Annotated in this window: 12 protein-coding genes; 9 read left to right on the top strand and 3 right to left on the bottom strand. The window is 73.3% G+C overall.

Features of this window, described 5'->3' with window-relative positions:
* The first annotated feature begins 32 nt into the window (after positions 1-32).
* The 7 genes from AC5WS8_RS28925 to AC5WS8_RS28895 all read left to right on the top strand — a co-directional run bounded on the left by AC5WS8_RS28925 (position 33) and on the right by AC5WS8_RS28895 (position 5,794).
* Positions 33-797, top strand: coding sequence for a glycosyltransferase family 2 protein (locus AC5WS8_RS28925; RefSeq protein ID WP_496106437.1), 765 nt, complete (start codon positions 33-35; stop codon positions 795-797).
* Positions 794-1,450, top strand: a complete 657-nt coding sequence (locus tag AC5WS8_RS28920) for a TIGR04282 family arsenosugar biosynthesis glycosyltransferase (protein WP_496106436.1) — start codon at positions 794-796, stop codon at positions 1,448-1,450. Before AC5WS8_RS28925 ends, AC5WS8_RS28920 begins: the two co-directional genes overlap by 4 nt.
* Positions 1,447-2,319 carry a class I SAM-dependent methyltransferase gene (locus AC5WS8_RS28915; RefSeq protein ID WP_496106435.1) on the top strand — a complete coding sequence of 291 codons (873 nt, stop codon included), beginning with the start codon at positions 1,447-1,449 and terminating at the stop codon, positions 2,317-2,319. The genes AC5WS8_RS28920 and AC5WS8_RS28915 overlap by 4 nt, the downstream gene beginning before the upstream one ends.
* Positions 2,316-3,773 (top strand): glycosyltransferase 87 family protein, encoded by a 1,458-nt coding sequence (locus tag AC5WS8_RS28910; RefSeq protein WP_496106434.1) that lies wholly within the window; start codon positions 2,316-2,318, stop codon positions 3,771-3,773. The genes AC5WS8_RS28915 and AC5WS8_RS28910 overlap by 4 nt, the downstream gene beginning before the upstream one ends.
* Positions 3,774-4,013: 240 nt before the next feature.
* Entirely contained in the window at positions 4,014-4,556 is a 543-nt protein-coding gene (locus tag AC5WS8_RS28905) for a hypothetical protein (protein WP_496106433.1), read from the top strand.
* Between the two features lie 29 nt (positions 4,557-4,585).
* On the top strand, positions 4,586-4,963 hold the full coding sequence (locus tag AC5WS8_RS28900) for a DUF3566 domain-containing protein (RefSeq protein WP_496106432.1): 378 nt from the start codon (positions 4,586-4,588) through the stop codon (positions 4,961-4,963).
* A 39-nt stretch (positions 4,964-5,002) separates the two neighbouring features.
* Positions 5,003-5,794 carry a DUF429 domain-containing protein gene (locus AC5WS8_RS28895; protein ID WP_496106431.1) on the top strand — a complete coding sequence of 264 codons (792 nt, stop codon included), beginning with the start codon at positions 5,003-5,005 and terminating at the stop codon, positions 5,792-5,794.
* 23 nt (positions 5,795-5,817) lie between these two features.
* Here the strand turns inward: AC5WS8_RS28895 and AC5WS8_RS28890 are convergent, their stop codons facing one another.
* From AC5WS8_RS28890 to AC5WS8_RS28880, 3 genes are all read right to left on the bottom strand, one after another.
* Positions 5,818-7,788, bottom strand: a complete 1,971-nt coding sequence (locus AC5WS8_RS28890; protein WP_496106430.1) for a collagenase — start codon at positions 7,786-7,788, stop codon at positions 5,818-5,820.
* Positions 7,789-7,994: 206 nt separating this feature from the next.
* A complete protein-coding gene (locus AC5WS8_RS28885) occupies positions 7,995-8,954 on the bottom strand; it encodes a LysR family transcriptional regulator (protein ID WP_496106429.1) in 960 nt (319 codons plus the stop codon).
* A gap of 101 nt (positions 8,955-9,055) precedes the next feature.
* A complete protein-coding gene (locus AC5WS8_RS28880) occupies positions 9,056-10,429 on the bottom strand; it encodes a PP2C family protein-serine/threonine phosphatase (protein WP_496106428.1) in 1,374 nt (457 codons plus the stop codon).
* A 114-nt stretch (positions 10,430-10,543) separates the two neighbouring features.
* On the opposite strand from AC5WS8_RS28880, the gene AC5WS8_RS28875 reads away from it, so the two are divergent.
* Positions 10,544-11,380: an SAM-dependent methyltransferase gene (locus AC5WS8_RS28875; protein WP_496106427.1), complete on the top strand. Its 837-nt coding sequence runs from the start codon at positions 10,544-10,546 to the stop codon at positions 11,378-11,380.
* A 379-nt stretch (positions 11,381-11,759) separates the two neighbouring features.
* Complete coding sequence (locus tag AC5WS8_RS28870; RefSeq protein ID WP_496106426.1) at positions 11,760-12,212, top strand: DUF6098 family protein; 453 nt, start codon at positions 11,760-11,762, stop codon at positions 12,210-12,212.
* Positions 12,213-12,269 lie beyond the last annotated feature (57 nt).

The following is a 12,269-nucleotide window of genomic DNA, read 5'->3' as shown; positions in this document are numbered from 1 at the left end:
GGGGCGGCGAACGACGTCAGCGATCCGTAAGGATGCGACATCCCTTTTGTCTGTTCTGCGTCCGTAGGGTGAGAGGGGTGATCGAGACTCCCCCCTCTTCTGTGGACGTCGTGCTGCCCTGCCTCGACGAAGCCGAGGCCCTGCCGTGGGTACTGGAACGGATCCCGGCCGGCTGGCGCGCGATCGTCGTCGACAACGGTTCCACCGACGGTTCCCCCGACCTGGCCGGCGCCCTGGGCGCGTACGTGGTCCACGAGCCGCGGCGCGGCTTCGGCGCCGCCTGCCACACGGGCCTCCTCGCCGCCACGGCCGACGTCGTCTGCTTCTGCGACTGCGACGCCTCCCTCGACCCCCGACTGCTGCCGACCGTCGCCGGGCCCGTCCTCGACGGCGCCGCGGAGCTGGTGCTGGGCCGTCGCAGGCCCACCGCCCGAGGTGCCTGGCCCGTACACGCCCGGCTGGCCAACCTGGAGCTGGCCCGACTGGTCCGCCGCCGCACCGGCCTACGCCTGCACGACCTGGGCCCGATGCGCGCCGCCCGCCGGGAGAAGCTGCTGGCCCTGGGCCTGACCGACCGGCGCTCCGGCTATCCCCTGCAGATGGTGGTCCGCGCCGCCGACGCCGGCTGGCGGGTGGCGGAGACCGACGTGCCCTACCGCCCTCGGACGGGCCGCTCGAAGGTCACCGGCACATGGCGCGGCACCTGGCAGGCCGTACGGGACATGCGGGCCGTCCTCGCCGAGCAGCCGGCCGCTGCTCCGGCCCCCGGCGCGCGCCTCGCGGGAGGCGTTCGATGAACGCCCGCGCCACGGCCGCGGAGGCCGCCACCCTTCTGGTCATCGCGAAGGAGCCGGTCCCCGGACGGGTCAAGACCCGGCTCACCCCGCCTTATACCCCCCAGGAGGCGGCGGCCCTGGCCGAGGCGGCCCTGGCCGACACGCTCCGTACGATGCTCCGGATCCCCGCCCGGCGCCGGATGCTCGTCCTCGACGGAAGCGCGGGTCCCTGGCTGCCGCGCGGCTTCGAGGTCGTGCCCCAGACCTCCGGCGGCCTCGACGAGCGGATCGCCGCCGCCTTCGACCTCTGCGACGACGGCCCGGCGCTGCTGCTCGGCATGGACACCCCGCAGGTCACCCCGGACCTGCTGGCCGATGTCGGCCGTGACGGGTGCGACGCCTGGTTCGGCCCCGCGGCCGACGGCGGCTTCTGGGCGCTCGGCTTCGCCGACCCGGCCGGCGCCGGAGCGCTCGTCCGCGGTGTACCGATGTCCACCGGCCGCACCGGGGCCGTTCAGCGCCGCAGGCTCGCCGAGGCGGGACTGACGGTCGGTGAGCTGCCGCTGCTGCGGGACGTGGACACCGCGGCCGACGCCGCCTCGGTGGCCGCCTGCTGCCCGCCCGGATCCCGCTTCGCCGTCGCCCTGGCCTCGCTCGCGGAGGCCGTCCGATGAGCGGCACGGCGCACGGGGCGGGCACGGCGGTCGCCGGACGGAGCGAGCCGGTGGAGCCGGTGGAGCGGACCAGGGTGGCGGAGGATCTCCTGAACGCCACGCTCCCCTCCCAGCTCCGGGCGCCGGCGCAGCGCGCCGATCGGTCCGCCGCCGTCGAGCGCGGGGAGCCCTGGACGAACGGCCCCTACGACCTTGCCCTGCGCGCCGGCCGCGGCCCGTTGTACCTGCGCCGGCTGACACCCGCCGCCCAGGGGGCGACCGACCTGCTGCCCCTGGACGTGGAGCGCTTCTGCGCCCCGCCCGACGCCGCCGACACGGGCGTACTGAGCCGCTGCACCGGGCCCGTCCTGGACGTCGGCTGCGGGCCGGGACGACTGGTGGCCGCACTGGCCGCCCGGGGGATGCCGGCGCTCGGAGTGGACCTCAGCCCGGCCGCCGTCGCCGGGACCCGCCGCCGGGGCGGAGCCGCCCTGCGGCGGTCGGTCTTCGACCGGCTGCCCGGAGAAGGCCGCTGGGGAACGGCCTTGTTGCTGGACGGCAACGTCGGCATCGGCGGCGACCCGGCGGCTCTGCTCGCCCGCCTGCGGGACCTTCTCCGACCCGGCGGGCGCCTGCTGGCCGAGGCCGCGCCGCAGGACGTGGACGAGCGCCTCACCGTCCGCATCGAGGACGCCCACGGCCGCCACGGCCGCCCCTTTCCCTGGGCCCGCGTCGGCACCACCGCCCTGCTGCGCGCCGCCGACGCCACGGGCTGGGTCCTCACCGGGCGGTGGACGGCCGGCGACCGCCCCTTCCTGGAACTCCATCATCCGAACACCGGGCTCGACGCCCCACGTCCCCCATCCGGCAGAGGGCCGGACCGCCCATGACCGACACCGCCGCCCGCAACCGGCAGGACCCCGGGCGCTCCACCACGCCCCCGACCCCGAGCCGTGCCGTGCAGGCGGCCGGGCACGGGTCCCGCACCCGTACAGCTGTGACCGCCGTCCTTCTGGCCGCCCTCACCGCCGTCATCACGGGCACCCTCCGCGCGGGCGACAGCCACAGCGCCCCCGGCCGGCTTCTGGCGGGATACGCCGTCGCCTGGGCCCTGTTCGCCGCTGCCGTGTGGACCGTGCGCAAGGTCCCGGCCCGCGCCGCGACCCTCCTCGTCCTGACCGGTTCGGCCGCGGTCGCCCTGGCCGGGCTCACCGCGCAGCCGCGCACCAGCGACGACATGTACCGCTACGCCTGGGACGGCCGCGTCCAGGCCGCTGGAATCTCCCCCTATGCCTACCCGCCCGCCGCACCCCGACTGTCCCGACTGCGCGACGACTGGCTGTTCCCTCCACCACGAGCCTGCAAGGGCTGGGGGATCACCCGCACCGGCAGCGGCCTCTGCGTCCGCATCAACCGGCCCACCGTTCCCACCATCTACCCCCCGGTCGCCGAGGGCTGGTACCTCGGCGTTCACGCGCTGTCCCCGCCGGACAGCCGCCACAAACCGCTCCAGGCCGGGGGCGCCGTCCTGGCCTTCGGCACCACCCTCGCCCTGCTCCGCGTCCTGCGCCGGCGCGGTGACCCCCCGCGGGCCCCGGCCCGGGCCGCCCTGTGGGCCTGGTGCCCGGCCGTCGCCCTGGAAGCGGTCAACAACGCCCACATCGACACCCTCGGCGTCCTGTTCACCGTGCTCGCGCTCGGCACCGCCACCGCGGGAACCCGCCGCGGTGCGTTGCTCGGGGCCGCGATCGCCGTCAAAATCCTGCCGGTCCTGGCGGTGCCCGGAGCCTTGTCCGGGCACCGCCGCCCGGCCCGCGTCCTGCGCGTCGTCGGGGCCGCCGTCACCGCCGTCGCGCTCGCCTACCTGCCCTACGTCGTCGCCTCCGGCGCGGGCGTCCTGGGCTACCTGCCCGGCTATCTCCACGAGGAGGGCTACGAACCCGGTGACGTCCACCGTTTCGCCCTGCTGCGACTGCTGCTGCCGGACACCGCCGCCGGTGTGACGGCGGCCCTGCTGCTCGCGCTGACCGGGCTGTACGTGTGGTGGCGCGGCGACCCGGCCCGCCCCTGGCGCGGGGCTCTGCTGCTCACCGGCGCGGCCCTGCTTCTCCTCTCCCCGAACTATCCCTGGTACTCCCTGCTCGTGGTCGCCCTCGTGGCCATGGACGGACGCTGGGAATGGCTGACCGTCACCCTCGCGGGCACCGCCCTGTACCTGGCCGGCCCACTCCTCCCCGGATTCCCCCTCCAGGCGTGGGCCTACGGCGCCGCCGCGATCGTGACGGCCACCGGGATGTGCCTGCGCACCGGCCGGGGACGATTCCGCTCCCTGCGCGGAGCCTGAACGCACCCGCACAGGTCACCGGACGGACACCGCTGCCGGCCGTGGCGGTCACCCGAACAGCCTCCGTGGCGCCGCCCGTCCCCGGCCCGCCGTGTCGGCCCCGGGCGGACGGCCTTCGCAGCGCCGTCCCCGGCGCGGAGGGGCCGCTCGCGGCAACCCTCCGCGATGCACAGGGACATCGCCGCACATAACGTCGGCATCGCACTCGGGTGCCCGTTCGGCGTGGGAGGTCGGTCGGTCATGGGATCTCGAACCCAGCGGCGCGGCCGTCCGCACGGCTCGCCGCTCGTCAAGCGGTGGCGTCAGGCGGCGGACCGGCATCTCACGCCTGTGCAGCGGTCGTTGCTGGTGACATGGATCTCCTTCGGGGTGACCTTCGGCACGGTGCGGATCATCACGCACGGCATCCGGGGCGGCTGGCTGCCCTGGGGGAACATCTCCGCGGCCGGAGAGCACCTGCACCACTACAACTTCGGCATCGCCACCCTGGCCGGCGTGGGCCTGATCGCCGTACGCGGTGACGAACGGGCCATCGGTCATCCCGCCGTGGCGGCGGCCTACGGGTGCGGGACCGCACTGATCCTCGACGAGTTCGCCCTGCTGCTGGACCTGCAGGACGTCTACTGGGCGAAGCAGGGCCGGATCAGCGTCGACGCCTCCATCGGTTTTCTGTCCGCGCTCGGCACGTACCTGACCGCCAAGCCCTTCTGGCACGAGGTCGGCCGGATCACCCGGCACCACATCGCCTCGAGGGCCGAACGGGGCGTGTCGGCCGCCGTCTGAGCGGCTCGCCGAGGCGTGAGGAGGATTCCATGAACGCGACCCCCGGCGCTCCGCACGGCACAGGCTCCGACGGGCGGCCGGACGGAGACCGCCCCCCACCGCGCGGGGCCCGCACACGGCTGCGGCTGTCGGGGGCCGATCCCTGGTCGGTCATGACGACCAGCTTCCTGATATCGCTCGCTCTGGGGGTCTGCTCCCTCATGACCGTCGCCCTGCTCTGGGCGCTGCTCAGCGTGCTCGGAGCGGTCGCCTGGCGCTCGCTGGGCTGGGCGCTCGCCGTGACCGCCGGTGTCGCGGTGCTCGAGGTCGCGCTGACCACGGCGCTGGCGACTTTGGCCGCCTTCGTCTACAACATGTCGGCCGGTTTCGTCGGCGGCGTCGAGCTGACGGTGACCGAGGACGAGTAGGGGTGGATCCGGCAGGCACGCTGCGGGAGCATTCCGGGGGTGAAGCGACGACAGACGGTGACGGTCGGCGTCGATCTCGCCGCGAGCGCCCGGCGTACCGCCGTGTGCCGGATGGTCTGGGATCGCACACCGGGGGTGACGGCGGAGTTCCTCGAGCCCGAGGGGGACGACGGCCTGCTGGCAGTGATCCGGTCGGCCGACAAGACCGGCCTGGACTGTCCGCTCGGCTGGCCGTCGAGCTTCGTGGAGACGGTCCGGGCACATCAGCGGGGTGAGCGGCTGCCGCCTCCCGCCGGATACGGGAAGCACGCGGACGGAAGGCCGGGCCTCGACCCGCTGCGGTTCCGGCTGACCGACGACATCACCTGGAAGGCCACCGCCATGCGGCCTCCGCTGTCGGTGTCCACCGATCTGCTGGGCGTCGTGGCGCTCCGGGCGGCACGGCTGCTCGACGCACTCGCGGCGGCGGGGGTGGAGGTGCCCCGGGACGGCTCCGGACCGGTCGCGGAGGTCTACCCCGCTGCCGCGCTGCGGCGCTGGGGCATCCGCCCCACCGGCAGCTACAAGAGAGCGGCGCCCGAGGCGCGGGCCGTCCGCGCGTACATCATCGGTTCGGTCGAGGCCGGGCTGGGGGCGCCACTGCCCGGGGCCGTCCGGGAGCGGTGCGCCGACAGCCACGACCACCTCGACGCCCTGGTCTGCGCCCTGGTCGCCCGTGCCGTCCTGCTCGGGGAGACCGTCGGGCCGCGTACGGCGGACGAGCGCGCCGCCGCGGCCCGCGAGGGCTGGATCCATCTGCCGGGTACGGACCTTGCCGCTCTCCATGGATGAACCGGCGGTGCCGCCGTCCGGCCCTACCCCCTCCCGGGCACCTGGCCGTGCCGGAGGACGCCCGTGCCCGGGTCGGCGCATGCGCCCGCCGCGCACGCGGTCAGCCAGGCGTCGAAGTCGGCGTCGTAACGGGTGCCGATGCCGGAGGCGTACACGGCGTATCCGCCCGGATAGTCGCCGACCCGGAAGCGGGCGAGCATCTTCCGGATGTCCGCCGGATGCCTTTCGAACATGTAGCGGGCCGCGAGGTAGCCCCACGGGTAGGTGCGGGTCACGTCGCTGTTGGCGTAGGTGTTCTGGAACAGCGTGCTCAGGGTGTAGGTGTGCCTGCCCGCCTCGGCGACCGCCTGCTGGTCGGTCATGCCGCGGTAGCTGTAGGAGACGAATTCGGCCAGACCCTCTATCCACCAGACGTCCGGCACCGCGGTCTGCCGGGAGAAGTCGCCCTTCATGTCGTCGCGGGCGTCCAGGTAGTGCGTGTACTCGTGGTTGAGGTTCCAGATCCGGGCCGGGAAGCCGTCGTCGTCCCCCTTCTGGTACATGATCGAAACGGGCTGGTTGCGGGGGTCGGCCGGATCCCCCACCAGGGTGATACCGCCGTTGTCCGTGCTGACGCCGAAGATCGCCCCGGCATAGGTCCGGTAATCGGTGCGGTCGGCGAACACGACGAGCTGGACGGTTGATTCGTACTGACCGGGTATCGGTCCGGCGTCGTCGACGAGAGCGTGGACGTACGGGTCCTGGCCGGCCAGGCTCGCACACGTGGCGGCAAGGTCGGCGGCGGTCAGGGCCTGGGCCCGGATGGTGTGGGTCGCGTCGCAGGCATGGGTGACGGGCAGCGCCGCCTTCGTCAGTCTGTCGGTGAGGTCGCAGATGCCGTAGTACGAGCAGTGAGCCTTGTCGTAGGAGTCCGCCTGAGTTGCGACCGCGACCCACAGCCCGGCCGTCGGCCCGGTGATCCGGGACGCTTTCAACAGGCTCTTGACCAGCGGGCGCACCGTGGCCTGCAGCTCGGCATGCTCGACGTGGCGGGCCAGGTTCATGCCGGCGTTGGAATCCAGGTAGGCACGGTCGGTCCGCAGGAGGTCCCGGTGGTGGAGGGCGAACGCGTGGAGGGTCCGGAGGATGCGGGGGTCGGCGGTGACCGCGGCGACGTAGGCGGGGTTCCAGTTTCCGCGCCAGAGCGGTGTGTAGACGTCGTTGACGGCCGCAACCATGGCGGCGACGGCGTCATAGGAGCTGTTGTACCCCCTCAGCACCCTGCGGTAGACGTTCAGGTAACGCCCCTGGAGGTCGGCGCTGTCGGTGAGGACGACGACGTCGCCCAGCACGTCGCCGTTCGCCGAGGTGACGTCCCGCGCATGCCGGCGGGCGAAGAAGGCGTCCAGGCCGCGGGCCGTGGCCGTGGTCAGAGTCGTGCCGTAGGGGCCGACGTCGGACGGGTTGTTGAACTGCACGTAGTAACCGGCACGCAGGAACAGCACGAGCTGCCAGATGCCGGCCGAGTTGTCGCCGCAGTACCGCCGGGCCGCGTGCGTGAAGGCGTGGGCGACGGCGACCATCTGCGGCTCACGGAAGACCGCGCCCGCGTCCTTGCCGGTGACGGCGAACAGGCTGTTGACGCACTCCACGGTCGAGGTCGCGACGAACGCCGCGAGTGCGGACCCGCTGCGGTCGCCGAAGTCGGCGGGGGAGCAGGGCCGCGTGTCGGGCGCGGCCTTCGGTCCGGCGCCGGAGGCCGGAGCACGCACGGGTGACTCCGCTCGCAGGGGCGGGAGGCGGTCCGGGGAGACCCGCCGGCCCTGCAAGGCCCGGTCCGAGGCGCTGAAATCCGAACCGGTCGGAGGGGGCACCGGGTTCCGGGACGCGGTGACGGCGTCGGTGCGGGCCGCCGACGGAGCGGCGAGGGCCGGTGCGGTCAGGAGGCTTGAGACCGCGGCACAGACGGCGAGGGCGCCGACCGCGCGTCTGGGCAGGGCGAAGGGGTAGCGCATCTGGGCTCCTTCACGGATAGATGCGCCTCGCAAGCGGTGATGAGGCGTGAGAGGCACCTTCTCAGCGGCCGTCCGTCGTCACAATGGGGTGTGACATAGCACATTGCACCGTCGGGGCATAACACCTGCCATGCCTCCGACCTGCCATGCCCCCGGACCTGCCATGCCCCGACGTGACATCGCATCCGTCCGGGTGTTCACCGGGGCTACGCCCCTGTCACGCTCCGCGTCCTCGAAACCCACGTCCGCAGATGCGGTGAGCGGGCGACGAGATCCTGGTAGGCGGTGGTTGCGCAGGCGTACAGCGTCTCGGCCAGCTCATCGGGAACCCTGTCGCGCCGCCAGGCCAGTACGTAGCGGCACCACAGAGGTGTACCCGTCAGGGGTTTGACCAGCACGCCCGGCGTCGGCCGGAGTGTCGCCTGCACCAAGGACACCCCGAGGCCGTCGGCGATCATGTGCTGCAACTGCGTCCGGTCGCCGAGGAATTCGTGCACCACCGCGGGTGAGAAGCCGGCCGCCTCGCATGCCGCGTAGAACACCCCCGGCCAGCCTGCCCCGTCGTCGGGTGTCACGAACCATCCCTCCTCCGCCAGGTCGGCGAGCGCGACCTGAGGGCGGTGTCTGAGCCGGTGACCAGCCGGCAGAGCCACGAACGTCGGCTCGGTGACGATCCCGCGATGCGCCACCGCTGCCGAATGGCGCAACTCCCTCCCCGGGTAGTCCGCGGCGATCGCCGCCTCCGTCACGCCTTCCTGAAGGAGTTCGACGATCCGGGAGGACGCGTACACGCTGCTCACCGTGAGCGACACATCCGGTAGCCGGCGCCGGACCCGGACCGCCATCCCCGGCAGGATCGGCGAGTTGGTCGCGGCCACACGCAGGGTCCGACGCGTCCTCGCGCTGCCCGCGGACGGACGGCGTCCGATCGCCTCGACCCGAGCCAGGACCTCCCGTGCCCGGGCCACGACCTCCAGGCCGTACGCCGTGGGCCGCATCCCCGATGCCCCGCGCTCGAACAATTGCTGGCCGAAGTGGCGCTCGATGCGCTGGAGTTGGGTGCTCATGGCCGGTTGCGAGTACCCCAGGTCCGCCGCGGCCCGTCCCACGCTCCCCGCGTCGGCGATCGCGCACAGCACACGCAGATGCCGCAGCTCCAACTCCATGGGCTCTCCCCCTCCGGTTCACCGACTCCGGGTGGTGCCGGCGGAGGGGAAGCGTTCCATCGCCCCGTCACGCCCACAAGACGGTGATGAGGCCAGGTCGTTCAGCCTCGCACGGGCGTCAGCTCGGCGAGGAGGACGGTCCGGTCGTCCGTGCCGTCGCCGGCCGGTGTGTCGTGCAGCAGGCGCCGGCCCAGTGCCTGCAGGGCGCCCGGGCCGGGGGAGCCCGGTGGCGCGGCATACGCGTCCAGGAGGCCGGCGAGGGCGGCGATGCCCTGGTCGATGTCGGTGTGGCGGGACTCGACCAGGCCGTCGCTGTAGAGCAGCAGCAGCGCGGGTTCGGGTACGTGCAGCACGGTCGGTTCGTAGGTGCCCGTTCCCAGGCCGAGCGGCAGACCGGCGCTGGTGAGCGCGACGGGTGCGGCCCGTCCGTCCGGGCCCCGGATCAGCGGGGGCGGGTGGCCGGCGCCGACGAACGTGCAGGTACGGCGTTGAGCGTCCCACTCGGCGTACATGCAGGTGGCGAAGGAGGCACCCGGGGTCTCGCAGGCGAGTGCGTCGAGTCGGCGCATCAGCTCCGCGGGGGCGATCTCGAGCCCCGCCAGGGTGCGCACAGCCGTACGCAGCTGGATCATGGCGACCGCCGACTCCGGTCCGTGCCCCATGGCGTCCCCGACGACCAGACCGATGCGGTCGCCCGGCCGGGAGAGGACGTCGAACCAGTCGCCCCCGATGACGTTGTCGTGTCCGGCGGGAAGGTAGCCGTGGGCGATGCGGCACCCTTCGAACTCCTGCGCGGTGGTGGGCAGCAGACTTCGCCGGATGGCCAGAGCGGTGCGGCGCTCGCGCTCGTACCGGCGTGCGTTGTCCAGAGCCACGCAGGCCCGCGCGGCCAGTGACTCGACGGCCGCGGCCTCGCCGGGCCCGAAGGGGGTCCGGTGGGGGCCGCGACTGCCGACGATGAAACCGACGGCGGTGCCGCGCAGATGCAGCGGCACCACAAGGAAGGAAACCGTCTGGAGCAGCCGGTTGATCCGGGACTTGTCGCCGCCGGAGGCGGTCAGGCGTTCGGAGGTGTGGGCGTCGACCGTGTCGAGCAGTTGTGCGCGCCGGGTGGCCAGGGCGCGTGCGTAGGGCGTCTCGCGGGGGAAGACGATCACCTCGCCGACCGGAAGTATGCCCTCCCAGTCCTCCGCCGCGTCGGTGCCCACGCGCAGTGCGAGGCGACGGGCCTCGATCTGCGGCGGGTTCGCGACGGCGTAGGCGTTCTCCTCCACGAGCCAGCGCTGGAGCAGGTAGACCGATGCCGCGTCGCAGAACCCGGGCGTCAGCGCGTGCACGATGTGACTGCCGGTCAGGTGCAGATCGAGCTCGGAGCCGATGACGTCGGCCGCGGGGGAGAAGGGAAGCCGACGGGGCGAGCTCGCGGCCGCCGGTGCTTCGCCGAAGTGGCTGCGTGCTTCGTTCCGCAGGGTCATGCCTTTCCGGGTGGTGGCCGGGTGCGGCCGGGCGGCAGGGGATCACCTCGCCGCATGGTCGTTGGCAAACTATATGATGGGCCATCAAGATCAGCGAAGGGTGGGGGAGTTGCGATGCCGGGTAACGAGGGCCTCCCGCAGGGCGTTGATCCCGACAAGGCGAGCGTCGCCCGGATGTACGACGCCATGCTGGGCGGACAGCACAACTTCACGATCGACCGGGAGGCACTGGCGGCGTTCACCGCCATCGACCCCCAGGTGCGCACCCTGGCGCGAGCCAACCGCGCCTTTCTCCGAAGGGCCGTGCGCTTCCTGATCGAGGCCGGGGTGCGGCAGTTCATCGACCTCGGCTCGGGCATTCCCACCCAGGGCAACGTCCACGAGGTGGCGCAGGAGGCCAGTCCGGGTGCGCGAGTGGTCTACGTGGACAACGACCCGGTGGCCGTGGCACACAGCGCTTCCCTGCTCGCCGACAACCCGCACGCGGACATCGTCGACGCCGACATCCGGCGGCCGCGGGACGTCCTGGCCTCGCCGCAGGTGCGGAGACTGATCGACTTCGAGCAGCCGGTCGCCGTACTGATGATCACGATCCTGCACTTCATCACTCCCGCGGAGGACCCGGCAGGCCTCGTGGCCGCCTTCCGGGACGCCGTTCCCGAGGGCAGCTGGCTGGCGATGAGCCATGCCACGAACCAGGACCGGCCGGACACGGCCGCCGCCGTGGGCAAGCTGTACCGGTCACGGGCGACGTCACCGGTCACCGCGCGCTCCCGCGACGAGATCCTCGCCCTCTTCGACGGCTTCGACCTGGTGGACCCCGGCCTGGTCCACGTACCGCTGTGGCGCCCTGACCCGCACGAACCGGTGCCGGACAGCCCGCGGGAGTTCTGGGTGTACGCAGGCGTCGGCCGCAAGGCCGCCGAGGGAGCTCGTCGGCCGCGTCCCTGACTTCGGTGCACGCGACCACCAGGCGTGCGCGGCAGGGCTCACCCGGAACACGCCGCGGGCGGTTGGGGCACCGGTGAGGTCGGGGGTGCCGCCGCGATCGACGTCGAGCTGACGGACGACGACCTGTGCCCGGGCCGGGTCCCGCCGACGGCGGGCGACCGCTACGACGAGGGGGGACGGCGGCCGCAGTGCTCCGGAGGAGCGGCCGCCGATCTCCGGAACAGCGGCCCTGGACCTTGCGCACCGCCTCAGGGATGGTCCTCCGGCACACGGGTACCCGGGGGTGACCGCCGAGGGGGCAGCGCATCGGTGACGTCGTGGTGGGGAAACGGTGGCGGAGGGGCCACCGGGGTGGGCGACCGTGAGGAGGAGCGACCGTATGAACGCCACGGACGACCTTCCCGTGGTACGGACCCTCGGTGAGCTGGGGGCCCTGGTGGGCCGCGACTCCGACCTGTATGTCCGCTGGTCGCGGGGCCCCTCTTCCGATCTGGGCAACGCGAGGAGCAGGGACGATCTCACCGGTGTCCCGATGCCCGGGCTGTCCGCCAACCCCCTGCGGGTGGAGCCCTGGTGGGCGGGTCGGCCCGTCGAGCTGTGGGTGGCGCGGCGGCTGCACGACTACTCGCACCTGCCCCGCGAGAAGGGGGAAGGCGTGCGCCCCTGGGTGCTGCGGGGGCGGGTCGAGGGGCGCGGACCCGACAACGAGCCGCTCGTGTGCGACGTGGAGCCGGTCGGCTGGGTCGACGAGAAGGTCATCAGGGAGGCCGAGACCGAGGTCGACCGTCAGTCCGGTTCCTGGGGGCCGCTGCGTCGCGACGACGGACGCTGAGCGGTGGGGGCGGGCCGACGCCGGACGTGCGGCGGGGCCCCGGTCGACCGGGGCCCC

Source organism: Streptomyces sp. PTL18 (genome assembly GCF_059510295.1).
The sequence above is the reverse complement of the archived record's forward strand: the minus strand, read 5'-3'. Positions and strand labels throughout refer to the sequence as shown.

Coding starts and splice junctions, on each gene's coding strand:
- AC5WS8_RS28890 (WP_496106430.1), bottom strand. CDS start 7,788: ATGCGCTACCCCTTCGCCCTGCCCAGACGCGCGGTCGGCGCCCTCGCC.
- AC5WS8_RS28905 (WP_496106433.1), top strand. CDS start 4,014: ATGGGATCTCGAACCCAGCGGCGCGGCCGTCCGCACGGCTCGCCGCTC.
- AC5WS8_RS28870 (WP_496106426.1), top strand. CDS start 11,760: ATGAACGCCACGGACGACCTTCCCGTGGTACGGACCCTCGGTGAGCTG.
- AC5WS8_RS28875 (WP_496106427.1), top strand. CDS start 10,544: ATGCCGGGTAACGAGGGCCTCCCGCAGGGCGTTGATCCCGACAAGGCG.
- AC5WS8_RS28915 (WP_496106435.1), top strand. CDS start 1,447: ATGAGCGGCACGGCGCACGGGGCGGGCACGGCGGTCGCCGGACGGAGC.
- AC5WS8_RS28900 (WP_496106432.1), top strand. CDS start 4,586: ATGAACGCGACCCCCGGCGCTCCGCACGGCACAGGCTCCGACGGGCGG.
- AC5WS8_RS28910 (WP_496106434.1), top strand. CDS start 2,316: ATGACCGACACCGCCGCCCGCAACCGGCAGGACCCCGGGCGCTCCACC.
- AC5WS8_RS28925 (WP_496106437.1), top strand. CDS start 33: ATGCGACATCCCTTTTGTCTGTTCTGCGTCCGTAGGGTGAGAGGGGTG.
- AC5WS8_RS28880 (WP_496106428.1), bottom strand. CDS start 10,429: ATGACCCTGCGGAACGAAGCACGCAGCCACTTCGGCGAAGCACCGGCG.
- AC5WS8_RS28920 (WP_496106436.1), top strand. CDS start 794: ATGAACGCCCGCGCCACGGCCGCGGAGGCCGCCACCCTTCTGGTCATC.
- AC5WS8_RS28885 (WP_496106429.1), bottom strand. CDS start 8,954: ATGGAGTTGGAGCTGCGGCATCTGCGTGTGCTGTGCGCGATCGCCGAC.